Source organism: Pseudomonas sp. GW821-FHT09D08 (assembly GCF_059416305.1).
In genome coordinates, this window is record NZ_JBWKOX010000006.1 from 221,945 (window position 1) to 239,975 (window position 18,031).

At 61.6% G+C, this 18,031-nt stretch carries 19 protein-coding genes and 2 pseudogenes; 16 read left to right on the forward strand and 5 right to left on the reverse strand.

All coding sequences use genetic code 11. The annotated features are described in order from the left end of the window. Positions 1–89: 89 nt before the first annotated feature. The 3 genes from AC07OP_RS13965 to AC07OP_RS13975 are packed head-to-tail and all read left to right on the forward strand — an operon-like array spanning position 90 to position 4,221. Positions 90–2,666, forward strand: a complete 2,577-nt coding sequence (locus tag AC07OP_RS13965) for a fimbria/pilus outer membrane usher protein (RefSeq protein WP_495101381.1) — start codon at positions 90–92, stop codon at positions 2,664–2,666. Beyond that, positions 2,653–3,672 (forward strand): fimbrial protein, encoded by a 1,020-nt coding sequence (locus AC07OP_RS13970; RefSeq protein ID WP_319804777.1) that lies wholly within the window; start codon positions 2,653–2,655, stop codon positions 3,670–3,672. Before AC07OP_RS13965 ends, AC07OP_RS13970 begins: the two co-directional genes overlap by 14 nt. Positions 3,673–3,690: 18 nt before the next feature. Next, complete coding sequence (locus tag AC07OP_RS13975) at positions 3,691–4,221, forward strand: fimbrial protein (RefSeq protein WP_115486479.1); 531 nt, start codon at positions 3,691–3,693, stop codon at positions 4,219–4,221. A gap of 67 nt (positions 4,222–4,288) precedes the next feature. Here the strand turns inward: AC07OP_RS13975 and AC07OP_RS13980 are convergent, their stop codons facing one another. The 3 genes from AC07OP_RS13980 to AC07OP_RS13990 form a co-directional block, all read right to left on the reverse strand. Beyond that, positions 4,289–5,269, reverse strand: a complete 981-nt coding sequence (locus tag AC07OP_RS13980) for a phasin family protein (RefSeq protein ID WP_495101382.1) — start codon at positions 5,267–5,269, stop codon at positions 4,289–4,291. Between the two features lie 12 nt (positions 5,270–5,281). Beyond that, on the reverse strand, positions 5,282–5,704 hold the full coding sequence (locus AC07OP_RS13985) for a phasin family protein (RefSeq protein ID WP_065940773.1): 423 nt from the start codon (positions 5,702–5,704) through the stop codon (positions 5,282–5,284). Between the two features lie 105 nt (positions 5,705–5,809). Next, positions 5,810–6,085 (reverse strand): polyhydroxyalkanoic acid system family protein, encoded by a 276-nt coding sequence (locus AC07OP_RS13990; RefSeq protein WP_027605029.1) that lies wholly within the window; start codon positions 6,083–6,085, stop codon positions 5,810–5,812. Between the two features lie 144 nt (positions 6,086–6,229). On the opposite strand from AC07OP_RS13990, the gene ubiE reads away from it, so the two are divergent. The 13 genes and pseudogenes from ubiE (at position 6,230) to AC07OP_RS14055 (ending at position 16,331) form a co-directional block, all read left to right on the forward strand. Beyond that, entirely contained in the window at positions 6,230–7,000 is a 771-nt protein-coding gene (ubiE, locus tag AC07OP_RS13995) for a bifunctional demethylmenaquinone methyltransferase/2-methoxy-6-polyprenyl-1,4-benzoquinol methylase UbiE (protein WP_003171186.1), read from the forward strand. Next, a complete protein-coding gene (locus AC07OP_RS14000) occupies positions 7,000–7,623 on the forward strand; it encodes a ubiquinone biosynthesis accessory factor UbiJ (protein ID WP_495101383.1) in 624 nt (207 codons plus the stop codon). Before ubiE ends, AC07OP_RS14000 begins: the two co-directional genes overlap by 1 nt. Next, positions 7,620–9,224, forward strand: a complete 1,605-nt coding sequence (ubiB, locus tag AC07OP_RS14005; RefSeq protein WP_027605031.1) for a ubiquinone biosynthesis regulatory protein kinase UbiB — start codon at positions 7,620–7,622, stop codon at positions 9,222–9,224. The genes AC07OP_RS14000 and ubiB overlap by 4 nt, the downstream gene beginning before the upstream one ends. Positions 9,225–9,265: 41 nt before the next feature. Further along, a complete protein-coding gene (gene hisI, locus AC07OP_RS14010) occupies positions 9,266–9,658 on the forward strand; it encodes a phosphoribosyl-AMP cyclohydrolase (protein ID WP_012721796.1) in 393 nt (130 codons plus the stop codon). A gap of 2 nt (positions 9,659–9,660) precedes the next feature. Further along, the gene (locus tag AC07OP_RS14015; RefSeq protein WP_027605032.1) at positions 9,661–9,993 is read left to right on the forward strand and encodes a phosphoribosyl-ATP diphosphatase; all 333 of its coding nucleotides are present in this window, start codon (positions 9,661–9,663) and stop codon (positions 9,991–9,993) included. A gap of 26 nt (positions 9,994–10,019) precedes the next feature. Beyond that, complete coding sequence (locus AC07OP_RS14020) at positions 10,020–10,298, forward strand: twin-arginine translocase TatA/TatE family subunit (RefSeq protein ID WP_003171180.1); 279 nt, start codon at positions 10,020–10,022, stop codon at positions 10,296–10,298. 10 nt (positions 10,299–10,308) lie between these two features. Next, positions 10,309–10,725, forward strand: coding sequence for a Sec-independent protein translocase protein TatB (gene tatB / locus AC07OP_RS14025; RefSeq protein ID WP_098480521.1), 417 nt, complete (start codon positions 10,309–10,311; stop codon positions 10,723–10,725). Continuing rightward, positions 10,722–11,513 carry a twin-arginine translocase subunit TatC gene (gene tatC / locus AC07OP_RS14030; protein ID WP_027605034.1) on the forward strand — a complete coding sequence of 264 codons (792 nt, stop codon included), beginning with the start codon at positions 10,722–10,724 and terminating at the stop codon, positions 11,511–11,513. The genes tatB and tatC overlap by 4 nt, the downstream gene beginning before the upstream one ends. Beyond that, positions 11,510–12,217, forward strand: a complete 708-nt coding sequence (locus AC07OP_RS14035) for a 16S rRNA (uracil(1498)-N(3))-methyltransferase (RefSeq protein ID WP_253492977.1) — start codon at positions 11,510–11,512, stop codon at positions 12,215–12,217. Before tatC ends, AC07OP_RS14035 begins: the two co-directional genes overlap by 4 nt. 214 nt (positions 12,218–12,431) lie before the next feature. Beyond that, positions 12,432–13,400 (forward strand): annotated as a pseudogene (locus tag AC07OP_RS14040) (methyl-accepting chemotaxis protein); the annotation flags it as partial. Positions 13,401–13,544: 144 nt separating this feature from the next. Next, a complete protein-coding gene (locus AC07OP_RS14045) occupies positions 13,545–14,258 on the forward strand; it encodes a methyl-accepting chemotaxis protein (protein ID WP_371921651.1) in 714 nt (237 codons plus the stop codon). Positions 14,259–14,435: 177 nt separating this feature from the next. Further along, positions 14,436–15,473: pseudogene (locus AC07OP_RS14050) on the forward strand (methyl-accepting chemotaxis protein); the annotation flags it as partial. Then, the gene (locus tag AC07OP_RS14055) at positions 15,468–16,331 is read left to right on the forward strand and encodes a methyl-accepting chemotaxis protein (protein ID WP_495109911.1); all 864 of its coding nucleotides are present in this window, start codon (positions 15,468–15,470) and stop codon (positions 16,329–16,331) included. The pseudogene AC07OP_RS14050 and the gene AC07OP_RS14055, both read left to right, overlap by 6 nt. A gap of 12 nt (positions 16,332–16,343) precedes the next feature. Here AC07OP_RS14055 and AC07OP_RS14060 read toward each other — a convergent pair whose 3' ends face one another. Both AC07OP_RS14060 and AC07OP_RS14065 read right to left on the reverse strand, forming a co-directional pair. Continuing rightward, entirely contained in the window at positions 16,344–17,078 is a 735-nt protein-coding gene (locus tag AC07OP_RS14060) for an amino acid ABC transporter ATP-binding protein (RefSeq protein WP_027605038.1), read from the reverse strand. Continuing rightward, positions 17,071–18,030 (reverse strand): amino acid ABC transporter permease, encoded by a 960-nt coding sequence (locus AC07OP_RS14065; RefSeq protein ID WP_065925730.1) that lies wholly within the window; start codon positions 18,028–18,030, stop codon positions 17,071–17,073. Before AC07OP_RS14065 ends, AC07OP_RS14060 begins: the two co-directional genes overlap by 8 nt. Between the last annotated feature and the right edge of the window lies 1 nt (position 18,031).

Below are 18,031 nucleotides of genomic sequence, written 5' to 3' on the forward strand. Positions count from 1 at the left end.
ATTGAAAGCACCGTCGATTGATACCCCATTCAGTGGGTAGGGATGCCCTTTGCCGACATTCGGGGAGCCCGTTTATGGAAACGCGAAAAATGAGTTTTTACACGCTTGCCAGGCTCGTAAGCCGGCCCCGTTTAAAGCAGACGCTGCGTGGCGTGCTGTTGGTAAGCGGAGCCCATGCCATGGCCGCCAATAGTGCAGAACAGGCTGAGTTCAACCCGGCTTTCTTTACCGGCGGCCGGGGCGGGCTGCAGATCGATATTGCACGGTTCAGCCAAGGCAACGTCGTGCTCCCGGGCAACTATCGCACCGACATCCACCTCAACGGCCAATGGGTCGGGCGTGAAACCCTGACGTTCATTGCCGTGGAAGGTCAGCAGGTCGCGCAGTTGTGCCTGGAGCGCGATGTGCTGCTCAGGTTTGGCATTGACCTGCAAACCACCGAAGCCAATCAGGCGTCCCGTACGCCGTTTGCGCGCTGTGCGGATATCGGCACCTACCTGCCGGGAGCCAGCAGCCAATTTGATTCAGGTGAAAACCGTCTGGATTTGCAAGTGCCGCAGGTTTTCCTGGTGCGCAAGGCGCGGGGCTATGTCGACCCGCAGCACTGGGACAGCGGGATCGATGCCGCCTTTGTGCGGTACAACGCCAATACGTTCACCACCCAGACCGATACGCGCACACTCGGCTCCAGCTACCTGGGCCTGAATACTGGGCTCAATCTTGGCGATTGGCACTGGCGGCATAGCGGCAGCTACAGCCATTCAGAGGTTGCCTCGAGCTATCAAAGCAGCGCCACCTATGTGCAGCACGAAGTGGACACGTTGCAGTCCCAACTGATGGCGGGCGAAATCTACACGCCGGGCGAACTGTTCGATAGCGTGCGCCTGCGGGGTGCCAGCCTGTCCAGCGACGATCGGATGCTGCCCGACTCATTGAGCGGATTTGCACCGGTAGTGCGTGGCGTTGCCGAGACCAACGCGCGGGTCAGCGTGCGCCAACGCGGCGTGTTATTGGACGAAGTGTCTGTAGCGCCCGGCCCGTTTGTCCTCAACGACTTGTTTCCCACCGGGTATGGGGGCGACCTGAGCGTCACCATCACCGAGGCCGACGGCCGCCAGCGTGAGTTCATCGTACCGTTCGCCGCCAACGCCAACCTCCTGCGTCCCGGCCACAGCCGCTATGCATTGAGCGTCGGCCAGCTGGATGAAGTGGGCCTGCACCATCCGCCCGCGCTGGTGCAGGCCACGTATCAGCATGGCCTGAGCAATCTCCTCACGGGGTACACCGGCGCGACGCTCGGCGACGACTACCAATCGCAGTTGCTGGGTACGGCGTTCAACACCTCAGTAGGTGCATTGTCGTGCGACCTGACGCATTCGAGCGCGCATCTGCCGGGGCATGGTTCACGCCAGGGGCAAAGCGTACAACTGCGCTACAGCAAGAACTTCACGGACACCGGCACCCACTTTGCCCTCGGGGCGTACCGCTACTCCACCGAAGGTTTCCTGAATGTGGCTGATGCGGCACGCATTCGCGACCTGGCCATCGACGGACTGAACCCCGATAACCTGTCGCGGCTGCGCAACAGAATGGACATCAGCCTCAACCAAAGCCTGGGCAACGGTTCGGTGTACCTGACCGGTTCTTCGCAGCACTATTGGAACCGCACCCATGGCAACCTGACCTTTACCGCCGGGTACAGCGGCACGTGGCGAGGCCTCCACTATCTGCTGAGCGCACAGCGCAGCCGTGATCTGCGCAGTGAGCACGGGGACAAGCAACTGGAGCTCACCTTGAGCCTGCCACTGGGCAGCCACGCCCATTCGCCGACATTGACCACCACCGCCTATGGCGGCGATCAAGGCAGCGGCGAGCGCGCCAGCCTGGGCGGCAGCCTGGGTGAGCACAATCAGTTCAGTTACAGCGTCAGTGCCAACCGGACCCAGGGCAGCAGCAACGCCACCAGCGCCGACATGAAATACCACACCCGCCATGGCGTACTCTCCGCCAGCCATGGCCAGAGCAGCACATACCGCTCCACATCGCTTGGCATGACCGGAGGCATTGTCGCCCACGCAGACGGTGTGACCCTCGCCCCAGAACTCGGCGATACCATCGGCATCGTCCAGGCGCCTGACGCCCAAGGCGCGCGAATCAATGGCAATCACAGCGCGCAAATCGGCAAAGGCGGCTTTGCCGTGGTGCCGCACCTCACCCCTTACCGCCAGAACATCGTGGAACTGGACCCGAAGGATCTGTCCACCGATGTGGAGCTCAAGACCGCGGCCCGGAATGTGGCGCCGCGCGCCGGAGCAGTGGTGAAACTGCAGTTCGAGACGACCAGCGGCCAGGCCTTGTTGATCACGGCACTGCGCGAGGATGGCAGCTCGTTGCCGTTCGGTGCGGATGTGTTCGATGAGGACGGCGCGAGCGTCGGGGTGGTCGGGCAGGGCGGTCAGGCTTTTGTGCGCGTGCCCCGTACACAGGGGCCATTGACGATCAAGTGGGGTCCCCATGCCGGCGCCGCATGCCAGTTGCATTACGACTTGGCTGCACAGTCGAACACTGCCGGCACCCAGCGCTTACTCAATCTGGACGCGGGCACCTGCCGGCCCGATACAGCACAGCGCATGCCACCCTCGAGCGAGAGCAATGCAAGCAGTTGATCCGGCGCAGGCGAGCACTGCCATTGCACCGCTTGCCTGCAAACGCCCTATTTCTTTTGCGGGACTGAAGATGAAACGCGCCTTACAACTCCTGTCAACCGTGCTGGTCGTGCTCTCGCCGATTGCGGCACACGCCGCATGTGACAGGTATCAGAACAACACATTCACACTCACCCTTCCGTCCACAATCGTCGTACCGGACAGCCTCCCGGTGGAGTCTGAAATTGTCGTTCGGGAATTCACGGGTACGGCCCCTTCTTTCACCATGAATTGCGGCCATACTTTATTAACGATTACCGGACGCTACAGCGCAAGGTCTCACGCAAAGTACTACGAGACCGAAGTTCCGGGTGTGGGCGTACACATGCGCATCCGACATTCCGGCGCGTTTTACCCTTTCTTTGGCATGCACAGCCAACAACGCACATTCAGTGGCCCCCTCACCAGCTTCATGGCCGCGGAGTTGAGGTTCTATAAGGCCGGGCCTGTAACAGACGGGACAGTGCCTGCTGGAGACATTTGGGTGCAGAGACTGGATAACCGCCCGGAGAGTTTTACCCTGAGGCTCGGCAACGCAGTGCGCTTTGTCAGGCCCGCCGCCACCTGCGACCTGTCAGCCGGCGACGCCAACCGCACGATCTCCCTCGATCCGGTGCAAGTCGGCGCATTCGAACACTCCACCACCGTCGGCGCCCGCGAATTTGAGCTGTCGGCGCAGTGCACCAACGCCTCCAACGTCACCTTCAGTTTTTCTGGCACCCCCGCACCAGGCAATGACCGGCTATTCGCCAATACCGGCACCGCTGGCGGAGTGGCCCTATGGCTTTACTCGCGCCTCGATGGAGGCGTCCAGAACATTCTCGCCAATGGCACCGAGAATAGCCGCACGGTACCGGTTTCCGGCAACCGTGCAGTCTTGCCGCTTGGCGCGGCGTACCACCTGAACGGCACGGTCAGCCAGGGCACACTCGCCAGTACCGCCACCGTCACCATTACCTACAACTGAAACCCTGAGCACTCTTTGATGAAGATCCGAACGCGCGCCCTGCTGCTGACAATGACTACGAGCCTGGCCTCCCTGCCTGCTGTGCACGCCGATACCACCGGCACTTTAAACTTTACCGGCCAAGTCAACGCCGGTACCTGCGACCTTGCCGCCGGAGACCTGAACCGCAGCCTCGCCCTGCCGGCCATCAAGATTTCGGACTTCGATGCGACCTCCACGGCAGGCTCGCTTGATTTTGAGATTTCTGCCGAATGCGACTCGGATATACGCAAGGTGGTTTTCCAGTTCGGGGGCACACCCGCAGAGGCGAACCCCTTGTTGTTCTCCAATACCGGAACATCGAAAGGGACGGCCCTGGCGTTATCACACCGCGCGGCCAAGGCGTACGCCATCCCTGCGAACGGCACGGTCGAGCAGCGCAGCCGTACGATTGCAACAAAAGGCAAGAAAGCCGTGATACCACTCACGGCGGCCTATCACAAAACCGGCGTAGCGATCACCCAAGGAACCCTGGCCAGCGCGGTGACTGTCTCGATCACCTACAACTGAGGCACTGACAACGCACAAAAAAATGCCCCACCTTCGCAGGTGGGGCATTTTTTGTGTCCCGGAAAAATCAGGACTGACTGGTTGGCGTCGGGGTGACCGGCGTTGCAGTCGGGGTGGCGGCAGGCGTGGGTGCCGACACCGAGTTGGCCGCCGAAGCAGCCGGTGCCGTGGTTGCCGGCTTGGCGGCAACAGCAGGCTTAGGCGCTGCCGTTTTTTTCGCTGCAGCTGGCTTCTTCGCCGCAGCAGGTTTGGCGGCTGGCTTGGCCACCGGTTTCGCGGCAGCAGGCTTGGCTGCAGGTTTAGCAGCGGCAGGCTTGGCCGCGGGTTTGGCGGCTGCGGTTTTGGCGGCTGGCTTAGCGGCCGGTTTGGCAGCGGCTTTGGCTGCTGGCTTGGTCGCAGGTTTGGCAGTTGCTTTCGCAGCCACGGGTTTAGCGGTGGCCTTGGCAGCCGGTTTGGCCGCTGCGGTTTTGGCAGCCGGTTTAGCGACTGCTTTTGCAGCAGCCTTGGCCGCAGGTTTTGCAGCTGGCTTGGCGGCAGCTTTCACCAGAGGTTTGGCAGCCGTTTTAGCCGCCGGTTTGGCAGCGGCCGTTTTTGCAGCAGGCTTGGCAGCCGGTTTAGCGGCAGCCGCTTTCACTGGAGCCACTTTGGCACCGGTCAGTTTTTCGATTTGCTTTGTCAGGGTATCGACCTTGCTGTGCAGGGTCTTCAGCTCAGCTTTACTCGGCACGCCCAGGCGCGAAATAGCACTGTTGAGGCGCTTGTCCAGAGCCCCTTCGAGTTCGCCCCAAGTACCCAATACCTGTTTCTTCGCATCACTGATGCGCGAACCGGCAGTGGCTTTGGCAGCACCTACTTGTTTACCCACTGCGCTCTTGGTCAACTTCTCGGCTTTCTCGCCGTCTTTAACCAAGGTCTCGAAGAGTTTACTGCCGTCACTGTCGATCTTCGAGTAAACGCCTAAACCAGCCAGCCAGATCTTGCGGGAATACTCTTCAACTTTCCCGACCCACGAGCTGCCTTCTTTCTGAGTAGTCTTTTTAACAGCCATCCCGATGTCTCCTTAGTGTTTACGCGCGACACGTTCGAGCAATGCCGTCAGCTCTTCGAGCTTAGCAGAGAGTGTCTCCACGTCATGTTTAGACGCAATGCCAATTCGATTCAAGGCACTGGCAACGCGAGTATCAAAAGCTTTTTCAACTTTATCCAGCTGAACTTCTACCAGACCTTTGACCGCGGAGACATTACTCTTTACTTGATCAATCTGACTGTTGGCCGCATCAAGTTGTTCCACTGCAACTTTTTTGCCTTTACTTTCAACATGTTGACCAGCCTTAACCAGCTCTTTGAAGTAGTCGCCGCCCTCGCTGCCGACCTTCGCATAGGCACCAAGACCCGCCAACCAGATCTTGCGGGCGTAGGTTTTAACGTCACTCAACGCGCCGGTCTGAGCATCGATTTTTTTCTTCAGGATAACTTTGGCCATGGTGCACCTCACGCAGAAAAGGGGGGAGGAACGGCCCGCAGGAGTTGAGGACCTGGGCACAAAGTAGGCTGGAAAATTAGAATCGGCACCCTAAGTACTCGCGGATCAGGCCAAGGCTTTATCCAGGGCTTTCTCGATTTCGGACTTGATGGTGCCACTCATGGCGGACATCAACAGGCCCAGTTCCACATCAATGCGCAGCGAATCATCCGCCACCAACACGGTGCCTTTAACCCCCGAACGCTTGAGGTTCAAGGTGTCGCCGGACCACGAGGGTTCCAGGCCATATTGCTCCTGGAGTTTATGCGCCAACTTCTCGGCCTTTGCGCGTGCCCCTTCTTTACCCAGGGAATGTGCACGCTCAACGGTTATACGGGCCATTACGATGACTCCTCTTTATAGGGATTTGAATACCTTGAATGCGGCAAAAGGTCTCGGTGCGTGCCTATCTTACCTGCAGCCTTGCCAAGACAAAGCAGGCCTTGGGGATTATCATGTCCCGCATTCTCTTTTGGTGACAGCGATATGACTGATCAGCGCAAAGGCAGCGATGCCGAACCCACCACTCACTTCGGCTTCAAGAACGTCCCGGAAAGCCAGAAAGCGGAAAAAGTCGCTGAGGTGTTCCACTCCGTGGCAGCCAAGTACGACCTGATGAACGACGTGCTCTCCGGCGGCATGCACCGCCTGTGGAAACGCTTCACCATCGAGCTGTCGGGTGTACGCACCGGCAACCGCGTGCTGGACATCGCCGGCGGTACGGGTGACCTGGCGGCCAAGTTTTCCAAGCTCGTCGGCCCTACCGGCCAGGTGGTGCTGGCGGACATCAACGGCTCGATGCTCAAGGTCGGCCGTGATCGCCTGCTCGACAAAGGCGTGGCCGGCAATATCGAATTCGTCCAGGCCGACGCTGAAAAGCTGCCGTTCCCCGACAACCATTTCGACTGCGTGACCATCGCCTTCGGCCTGCGCAACGTGACCCACAAGGAAGACGCGATCCGCTCGATGCTGCGCGTCCTCAAGCCGGGTGGCCGCCTGTTGGTACTGGAGTTCTCCAAACCGACCAACGCGCTGATGTCCAAGGTCTACGACACCTACTCCTTCGCCTTCATGCCGTTGATGGGCAAGCTGATCACCAATGACGCCGAAAGCTACCGCTACCTGGCCGAATCGATCCGCATGCACCCCGACCAGGAAACCCTGAAGTCGATGATGGTAGAGGCCGGTTTCGACCGCGTGACCTACCACAACATGACCTCGGGCATTGTCGCCCTGCACCGTGGCATCAAGCCCTGATGCTGCTCAAAGGCCTTCTCGCCAGCGTCGAACACGGCCTCAACCGTGTGCTGCGCCTGGACAGCACCGCCCTGGCACGGCTCGCGCACTTGAACGGCAAGGTCATCGCCGTGGACTGCAGCAGCCCCGCCCTGCAGCTGTTTATCCTGCCCAGCGATGAAGGCCTGCTGCTCGCCACTCAATGGGCTGCCGAAGCCGACTGCACCCTGCGTGCACCGGCCTCCAGCCTGTTGCACCTGGCGCTGAGCCGCAACAAGACCGCCATCCTTCACGGCCCCGAAGTGCACCTGGAAGGCGACAGTGCGGTCCTGATGGACCTGGCCGCCGTGCTGCAGGACCTGGAACTGGACTGGGAATACGAGCTGTCACGCTGGATCGGCCCCGTCGCCACCCAGCTGATCAGTGGGCACCTGCGCAGTCGCACGCGCTGGTACCAACAGGGGTTCGCCAGCCTCAACCAGAACCTTGCCGAATACTTGAGCGAAGAATCGCGCACCCTGGTCGGCGAACGAGAAGCGCAAGCGCGCTTTCGTGAACTCGACAAGGCCAAAATCGACTTGGAACGCCTCGAGGCCCGCTTCGAGCGCTTGAGCCGTTCCCTTGATCCAAGCGATAACGCATGAAGCTGCTCGCCGTCCGCCGTTTGTTCCGTATCCAGCGCGTCGTAATCCGCTACCGCCTCGATGACCTGCTGTTCGCCCTGCCCTTGCCATGGTTCCTGCTGGCGGTGCGCTATGTGCTGCCGTGGCGCTGGTTCCCGCGCAAGCAACTGGAGCTGAGCCGGGGCGCGCGCCTGCGCCTGGCGCTGCAGGACCTGGGGCCGATCTTTATCAAGTTCGGGCAGATCCTCTCCACGCGCCGCGACCTGCTGCCCGAAGACATCGCCGACGAACTGATGCTGCTGCAGGATCGCGTACCGCCGTTCGATTCCCAGCAGTCGATGAAGCTGATCGAAGAGCAACTGGGCAAGAAGATCAGCGAGGTGTTCAGCCGCTTCGACGTCGAACCGCTGGCCTCGGCCTCGGTGGCGCAAGTGCACGCCGCGCAGTTGAAGAGCGGCGAAGAAGTGGTGGTGAAGGTGATTCGCCCGGGCCTCAAGCCGATCATCGGCCAGGACCTGGCGTGGCTGTTTATCCTGGCCCGCGCCGCCGAACGTTTCTCTGCCGATGCGCGCCTGCTGCACCCGGTGGACGTGGTCGCCGACTACGAAAAAACCATCTACGACGAACTCGACCTGCTGCGCGAAGCAGCCAACGCCAGCCAGCTCAAGCGCAACTTCGAAGGCTCGCCGCTGCTGTACGTGCCGCAGGTGTATTGGGACTGGTGCCGCCCGAAAGTGCTGGTGATGGAGCGCATCTACGGCGTGCAGGTCACCGACCTCGCGACCCTGGCCGACCAGCGCACCGACATGAAGATGCTTGCCGAGCGCGGCGTGGAGATCTTCTTCACCCAGGTGTTCCGCGACAGTTTCTTCCACGCCGACATGCACCCCGGCAATATCTTCGTCAGCACCGTCAACCCGTGGAGCCCGCAGTACATTGCGATCGACTGCGGCATCGTCGGCAGCCTGACCCCGGAAGACCAGGACTACCTGGCGCGCAACCTGTTCGCCTTCTTCAAGCGCGACTACCGCCGCGTGGCGCAGTTGCACATCGATTCGGGCTGGGTGCCGGCGGAAACCAAGCTCAATGAATTCGAAGCGGCGATCCGCACCGTGTGCGAGCCGATCTTTGAAAAGCCCCTGAAAGATATCTCCTTCGGTCAGGTGCTGATGCGCCTGTTCCAGACCGCGCGGCGCTTCAATATGGAAGTGCAGCCGCAACTGGTGCTGCTGCAAAAAACCCTGCTCAACATCGAAGGCCTGGGCCGTCAGCTGTACCCGGACCTCGACCTGTGGAACACCGCCCAGCCGTTCCTGGAACGCTGGATGCGCGAGCGGGTCAGCCCGAAAACCCTGCTGGGCAACCTGCACAGCCAGTTCGAACAGCTGCCGCACCTGGCCAACATGACCCGCGACCTGCTGGAGCGCATGTCCCAGCCCCATGCCAAAGACCCCGCACCGCCCTGGCAGAAGCGCAAGGACGACTGGTTCCTGCGCCTGCTGGGGGCCGCGCACCTGGTCGGTGGCGTGATGCTGGCCATTGGCGGGCCGCTGAACCAACTGGGCCACTGGCCGGCCGGCATCATGGTCGCCGTGGGTGTTTATCTGATCGTGCGTCGATAGCCAATCCGGTTATACACTGTCGCAAATTGCCGGAGCCGAAAATGAAAGACTGGCTGGACGAGATCAAGTGGGACAGTGACGGCCTGGTGCCGGCCATTGCCCAGGACTACAAGACCGGGCGCGTGCTGATGATGGCCTGGATGAACCGCGAGGCCCTGAGCCTCACCGCCACTGAGCAGCGCGCCATTTACTGGTCACGTTCCCGTGGCAAACTGTGGCGCAAGGGCGAAGAGTCCGGGCACGTGCAGACCCTGCACGAGATGCGCATCGACTGCGACGCCGACGTGGTGATCCTCAAGGTCGAGCAGATCGGCGACATCGCCTGCCACACCGGCCGCCACAGCTGCTTCTATCGCGTGTTCGAGAACGGCGAATGGAAGGTCGTGGAGCCGGTGCTCAAAGACCCGCACGCCATCTACTCGGCAGGACACTGACCATGAGCGATACCCTCAACCGTGTGGCCCAGGTGCTGGAGGACCGCAAAGGTGCGGACGCCGACAGCTCCTACGTCGCCAGCCTGTACCACAAGGGCCTGAACAAGATCCTGGAAAAACTCGGCGAAGAGTCCATCGAGACCATCATCGCCGCCAAGGACGCACAAATCAGCGGCGATTGCAGCGATGTCATCTATGAGACCGCCGACTTGTGGTTCCATAGCCTGGTCATGCTCGCCCAACTGGGGCAGCATCCACAGGCCGTGCTGGATGAACTGGACCGTCGCTTCGGCTTGTCCGGGCACGCCGAAAAGGCCTCGCGCCCGTCCGCTTGAATAACTTTTACTAGAGGATTTGCAGCATGGGCATTTTTGACTGGAAACACTGGATCGTCATCCTGGTGGTGGTGGTACTGGTATTCGGCACCAAGAAACTCAAAAACCTCGGCACCGACGTGGGCGAGTCGATCAAGGGCTTCCGTAAAGCCATGAACGACGATGAAAAGCCTGCCGACCCGGCCGCCAATCCGGTGCCACCGGCACAGCCTGTGCACCCCCAGGCCACCCAGCCGATCACCGAGCGTCGCACCTTCGACGTGCAGGCTGAAAAAGTCGAAGAGCCGACCCGCAAAGACTCGTGAGCACTGACTAATGTTTGGTATCAGCTTCTCTGAACTGCTGCTCGTCGGCCTGGTTGCCTTGCTGGTACTGGGGCCGGAACGCCTGCCCGGTGCCGCACGCACGGCCGGCCTGTGGATCGGGCGCCTGAAACGCAGTTTCAACGCCATCAAACAGGAAGTTGAACGGGAAATCGGCGCCGACGAGATCCGTCGCCAACTGCACAACGAACATATTTTGTCGTTGGAACAGGAAGCCCGGAAGATCCTGTCGCCGGTGCAGGAGCCCGCCAAACCGGTGGAGCCTGTGGCCGAGCACAGCATCGCGCCTGCGCCAGCGGTGGATACCCAGCCCGCCGCCCCGACCCCGACCGCTCCAACCGAGCCTGCGCCGACGCCCGCTGCGTCGCCCGCGCCCCATGACCCTACATTGCCGCCGCGAGCCCCATGAGCGCTGATAAACCGGAAAACGACCAGCATATGCCGCTGGTCTCGCACCTGACCGAGCTGCGGACCCGCCTGCTGCGTTGCGTGGCCGCGATCTTCGTGATCTTTGCCGGGCTGTTCGCCTTTACCCAGCAGATCTACACCTTCGTCTCCACGCCGCTGCGCCAGTACCTGCCGGCCGGCGCGACGATGATTGCCACCGATGTGTCATCGCCCTTCCTCACACCGTTGAAGCTGACGATGATGGTCTCGCTGTTCCTGGCGATCCCGGTGATCCTGCACCAGATCTGGGGCTTTATCGCGCCGGGCCTGTACAAGCATGAGAAGCGCATCGCCGTGCCCTTGCTGGTGTCGAGCATCCTGCTGTTCTACACCGGCATGGCCTTCGCCTACTTCCTGGTGTTCCCGTTGATCTTCAAGTTCTTCGCCGCCGCCACCCCGGCCGGCGTGGAGATGATGACGGACATCACCAGCTACCTCGACTTCGTGATGACGCTGTTCTTCGCCTTTGGCGTCGCCTTCGAAATCCCCGTGGCCGTGGTGTTGCTGGTGTGGATCGGCGTGGTCAACGTGCAGTACCTGAAGAAGATCCGCCCGTACGTGATCATCGGCTGCTTCGTGGTCGGCATGATCCTCACGCCGCCGGACATCTTCTCCCAGACCCTGCTGGCCGTGCCGATGTGGATGCTGTTCGAGATCGGCATCCTGTTCAGCGGCCTGATCAGCAAGCGTGGCGATCACCCGGATGACCAACCCGCAGACGACGACCAGCCGCCAGCGACCCAGCCGTGAACCTGCTGCTGCTGTTCGATGCCGACTTTATCGCGGCCGACCGGGTGATCCTGCGTGATCGGCGCCTGGTGCATATGCAGGAAGTCCACCGCGCCGCCGTAGGCGACAGCCTGCGGGTCGGGCGCCTTGGCGGGTTGATGGGCAACGCGCAATTGCTGCGCCTGGAAGCCCGCGAAGCCGAACTGCAAGTGAGCTTCGACCAACCACCGCCGGCCAAACTGCCCCTGACCCTGCTGCTGGCCCTGCCACGTCCGAAGATGCTGCGTCGGGTGCTGCAAACCGTGGCGGCCATGGGCGTGCCGAAAGTGGTGCTGGTCAATAGCTACCGGGTGGAAAAAAGCTTCTGGCAGACCCCCTTCCTGGAACCCGAGGCCATTCGCGAACAACTGATCCTCGGCCTGGAACAGGCGCGGGACACGGTGCTGCCAGAAATCGTTATCGAAAAGCGCTTCAAGCCCTTCGTCGAAGACCGCCTGCCGGCCATGACCGCAGGCACCCTTGGCCTGATTGGCCATCCCGGCGACTACCCAGCCTGCCCCCGTGGGCTGAATGAACCGGTTACCCTGGCCATAGGCCCGGAAGGTGGCTGGATCCCCTATGAGGTGGACCTGCTGGCCAAGGCCGGCTTGCAGCCGGTGCAATTGGGCGCCCGCATCCTGCGCGTCGAAACGGCCGTCACCGCCCTGCTCGCCCGCCTCTTCTGAACCCACCGCTGTTCCCCTGTGGGAGGTGGCTTGCTCCCACAGGATGGAGCATCGCTACAGAATCCCGCATGCCGGCCGATACCCCGTGAATAAGTCCAAGCCTTGTTCCAGGGGAGTTCGCAACATGTATCGTTGGTTAGCCGAAAAGCTGGGGAATGTCAGCGTCAAAACCAAGCTGGCGGTGGGCTTTGGCCTGGTATTGCTGTTGACACTGATGATCACCTTCACCGGCTGGAGCGGCCTGGGCAGCGTGATCAGCCGGGGCGACAAACTGGGTTACATCTCCAGCCTCAATGAGCTGACCAAGGACCTGCGCCTGGCGCGCCTGGACTACGAAATGCGCCGGGGCGAACAAGGCCCGACGGCGGTCAACGAGCTGATGAGCAAGCTTGAAAGCGGCCTGAAAACCGCCGACACCTTGATCGATCAACCCGCCGACAATCTGCTGGTGGACGAGCAATTGGCCGCGATCGCCCAATACAAGCATGCGTTCGACGATATGGTCCAGGCCGGCGCCAACCGTGAAAACGCCCGTAGCAAGCTGGGCGATACGGCCGACAATGCGGTGCTCAAGATCGGCGAGATCGAAAAATCCCTGTTGCAAGGCGACAGCGTCACCCAGTTCAACAGCGTGGTCGAGCTGAACAAGCTGATCCAACAGGCGCGCTTCCAGGTGCGCGGCTACACCTACAGCGGCAAGGTTGAAGCAGAACAGCCGGCCCTGGACGCCATTGATAACGCCCTGAAGAAAATCGCCACCCTCAACGGCACGCTGCCTGAGCAGTACGCAACCAACCTGCAGCAGGCCAGCGTTTCGCTGCAAGCCTACCGCGCGGCCGTCAGCCAATACCGAGACTCCCAGGTCGCGAGTACCGCCGCCATGAAAAAGATGGGCGAGCAGGGCGACATCTTGCTTGAGCGCAGTAAAAAACTGACCCTCTCCCAGACCGTCGTGCGCGATACCGACGCAGCCCAAGCCAAGAGCCTGTTGCTGCTGGCCACCGTGCTTGCCTTGGTCTTCGGGCTGGTAGCGGCCTGGGCCATCACGCGGCAGATCATTCTTCCGCTGAACCAGACCCTCGAAGTGGCCGAGCGCGTCGCCTCGGGTGATCTGAGCCACAACCTCATTTCACTGCGCCAGGATGAATTGGGCCAACTGCAACGCGCCATGCAAAGCATGACCGTGGGCCTGCGCGAGTTGATCGGCGGCATCAGCGAAGGGGTCACCCAGATCGCCAGCGCCGCCGAGCAACTGTCGGCCGTCACAGAACAAACCAACGCGGGGGTCAACAGCCAGAAAGTCGAGACCGACCAAGTGGCCACCGCCATGAATGAAATGGCCGCCACCGTGCAGGAAGTGGCGCGCAATGCCGAGGAAGCCTCCGAAGCCGCAGTGGCCGCCGACCAGCAGGCCCGCGAAGGCGACAAAGTGGTCGGCGAAGCGATCGCCCAGATCGAACGCCTGGCCACTGAAGTCGGCAACTCCACGGTCGCCATGGCCGATCTGAAGCGCGAAAGCGACAAGATCGGCAGCGTGCTCGATGTGATCAAGTCCGTGGCCCAGCAAACCAACCTGCTGGCGCTCAACGCGGCCATTGAAGCGGCGCGGGCCGGTGAAGCCGGACGCGGTTTCGCGGTGGTGGCCGATGAAGTGCGCAGCCTGGCCCAGCGCACCCAGAAGTCCACCGAAGAGATCGAAGAGCTGATCGTCGGCCTGCAAAGCGGCACCCAGCAGGTGGCGAACATCATGGACAACAGCCGTGGCCTCACCGACAGCAGTGTCGAGTTGACGCGCCGCGCCGGCAGCGCCTTGGAGAACATCACACGTACGGTCTCGACCATCCAGGCGATGAACTCCCAGATCGCCACCGCCGCCGAGCAGCAAAGCGCCGTGGCGGAAGAGATCAATCGCAGTGTGTTGAACGTGCGCGATATCTCCGAGCAGACGGCTTCGGCCAGTGAAGAGACTGCCGCATCGAGTACCGAACTGGCGCGCCTGGGCACTCATCTCCAGGCGTTGGTCGGCCGATTCCGGGTCTGACCCCTTCCCCGCGTGGCGACCCGCCCTGGGTCGCCGCCTGCAATCTGTGAAATTTCCTACGCGTTTATCAGCCCCACCTCTGCGCCGAGAGAACTAGCGTTCAATTCAGCTCAATGTGCCTGCGCATGTTGAGAACGCCCACTGTTCACTTGTCGGAGGTTGATCATGCTTCGTCGAATGACTTACCTGCTGGGTGACGCCAGTGTCACTCTCAAACTGGCCCTGGGCTTCTCCCTGGTCCTGGCCTTGAGCCTTGTGATTGCCGTGACTGGCTGGCAGGCGTTGGCCGCGTCCCTTTACCGCTCGCAGACCCTGACCGTGCTCGCACAATTGGCCGTGACGGGTGAAGAACTGCGGGCCGACCGAATCGTTTACCGCACCCTGGACGATACCAACAGCCTCAACAAATTGAGCGTGAGCATAGAAAAAATCGACGGATTCCTGAGCGAGCTTTCCAACCGGCTCAAAGTCCCCAAATCCATTCAATACCTGCAGGAGATGACCCGCCTCTCCGCAACGTTCAAAACCACGCTCAAGGAGGTGCCCGCCCTGGTCGAGAAACGTGAGAGTGCCCGTGAACAACTGAAGCAGAGCTCCGTACGCACCGGTGACGTGCTGGCACAACTGGCCAGCGACTTACCCGACCAGGAGGATGAAAAAGCCCTCGATGCCATCGAAAACCTGCGCCAGGCCATAGAGCAGGCGGAGGATCGAGCCCAAACCCCTGCCTGGGCCGCCAGCTCGCTGGATGCCTACGCCCAGGCCGTCAGCGACGCCGAGCGCAACCTCGAACTCGCCCAGGCTGGCGTAGCAAAATTGCCGGTCGACAGCGGCGCCCTGAAAAATACCGTGCTCAGTATCCGCACCCACCTCACACGCCTCAAGGACACGCAACTCACAACCGAGGGCGCGCAAAAGCAATTGGAACAGCAACTGGACGAACTGCTCGCCCAGAGCGACCTCTTGAGCCAGGACCAGACTCAGCGGCGCGAACGCGAAGCCGAACAGGCCCGCACCCAAACCCTTGGTACAACCGCTGCCGCCTTGCTGTTGGGCACTCTGGCAGCCTGGCTGATTGCCGGGCAAATCGTGAAACCGCTGCGCAAAGCGCTGTCCGCTGCCAATCGCATTGCGCAAGGCGACCTGAGCCATGACGTGCAATCCCGACGGCGTGACGAGTTGGGCCAACTGCAACGCAGCATGAGCCAAATGACGCTGAACCTACGGGGGCTGATTGGCAACATCAGCGACAACGCTCGGCAAATTGCCAGCGCCGCCGAAGAGCTTTCCGCCGTGACCGAACAAACTCGCGCCGGGGTGAATCATCAGCGCGATGAAACCGAGCAGGTCGCCGCCGCCATGAACCAGATGCTCGCCACCGCCCAGGAGGTTGCGCGCCACGCCGAGCAGGCTTCGCTCGCCGCCGGACAGGCCAATCAACAGACTGAGCTGGGCGATCAGGTGGTGACGGATGCCGTGGCGCAAATCGAGCACCTTGCCCATGAAATGGCGCGCGCGGGTCAGGCCATGGTGGGGCTGCAACGGGAAAGCCAGAAAATCAGCAGTGTGCTGGATGTGATCAAGTCCGTGTCACAGCAGACCAACCTGCTGGCGCTCAACGCTGCCATAGAAGCCGCACGGGCCGGCGAGGCCGGTCAAGGCTTCGCGGTGGTCGCCGATGAGGTGCGCGGTCTCGCCCAACGGACCCAGCAGTCCGCCGAGGAAATCGAAGAGCTGATTGGCGGCCTGCACAGCGGTACACAACAGGTGGCCGACATCATGGACTACAGCCGCACCCTGACCGACAACAGCGTCGGCCTGGCCCGCAATGCCGGGGACTCCCTGACGGAGATCGCCCGCACGGTGTCGGTCATCCAGGAAATGAACCCGCAGATCGCCGCTGCCGCCGAGGAGCAAAGTGCGGTGGCCGAAGAGATCAATCGCAGCGTATTGAAGGTACGCGACGCCTCGGAGCAAACCGCCGCCGCCAGTGAGCAGACGGCAGCGGCCAGTATCGAACTGGCGCGGCTGGGAACGGATTTGCAGCAATGCGTGGGGCGGTTCAAGGTATGAACGCCCCGCGCCCTATAGCACCTGGCGCAGGAACGCCTGGGCGCGCGGGTCTTTGGGCGCCGCGAAGAACTCGGCCGGGGCCGCATCTTCCAGCAACTTGCCATGATCGAAGAACAGCACCCGGTCCGCCACTTCACGGGCAAAACCCATTTCGTGAGTGACGCAGACCATGGTCATGCCTTCCAGGGCCAGGGTCTTCATCACGTCCAGCACTTCGCCGACCATTTCCGGGTCGAGGGCCGAGGTGGGCTCGTCGAACAGCATCACCTTGGGCTCCATCGCCAACGCCCGGGCAATCGCCACGCGCTGTTGCTGGCCGCCGGAAAGCCTTGATGGAAACTCGTTGGCTTTCTGCGCAATGCCGACCTTTTCCAGCAGCGCCAGGGCCTTGGCTTCGCGCTCCTTCTTGCCGCGCTTGCGCACGACTTTTTGCGCCAGGCACAGGTTTTCCAGCACGGTCATGTGGGGGAACAGGTTGAAGTGCTGGAACACCATGCCGACTTCACGGCGATAGGCATTCACATCGGTTTTCGGATCGGCTAGTTGCAGGCCATCGATGCTCACCGAGCCGGAATCGAACTCTTCCAGGCCATTGAGGCAACGCAGGAACGTGGACTTGCCGGAGCCGGACGGGCCGATCACCACCAACACTTCGCCCTTGGCCACCTGGGTGGTCACATGGTCCACCGCGCGCACCACATGCCCGCGGGTATCGAAGACTTTTACCAGATCGCGGACTTCAATCACTTTGGGCGAGCCTCCGCTCAAGCCGGCTGGCCATTTTCGACAGCGGCAGGTTGATCAGCAGGTACAACCCTGCGACGCAGAACAGGATTTCAAACGGCGAGAACGAGGTGGTGATCACTTCGCGACCGCTTTTGAGCAGCTCGGTAATCGCGATCACCGAGACCAGCGAGGTGTCTTTCACCAGGCTGATAAATTGCCCGGCCAGCGGCGGCAACACACGCTTGAAGGCCTGCGGCAGCACCACATGGCGCATCGACTGGCTGGCGCTCAGGCCCAGGGAGCGAGCCGCCTCGTTCTGGCCACGGGTGATGGACTGCACCCCCGCGCGGACGATTTCCGCCACATAGGCGCCGGTGAACAGCGACAGGGCGGCGATCCCGGCGAATTCCCGGGACAGGTTGAGCACCGTGCCGATAAAGAAATAGAAAATGAAGATCTGCACCAACAGCGGCGTGCCCCGCACCAGCTCGACGTAGATCGTCGACAGGTCGCGCAGGGTCGGGTTATTGGACAGTCGGCACAACCCGGTGGCAAGACCGATCGCCAGGCCGAGAATCCCGGATACCACCGACAGCCACAACGTGGTCCACAGGCCCCACATCAAGGGCCCCAACGCCCAATGGCGGTTAACCCCGATGACGTCGCCTTCGGCCACATCATCGCCGCGCGCCACTTGCAGGCTGTTGTCGGCCACGCTCACGCGCTGTTCGACGCCGGCATCGTTGCGCAGGGTGACTTCGGCCACATCGCCCTTGCGGACCAGCTCCACGACAGTGGAGATGTCCGCAGCGCGCTGGGACTCTTCGGCCTGGTAGGCGAAGTATTGCGGGACCCGGTTCCAGCGCCATTCGTAGGACATCAGCGAGGTGGCGTAGTACAAGGCGCCAGCCAGGCCGACCAGCACGACCACGGTCAGCAGGTGCCAGGGCCATTGGGCTTTTTTCTGTTTCATC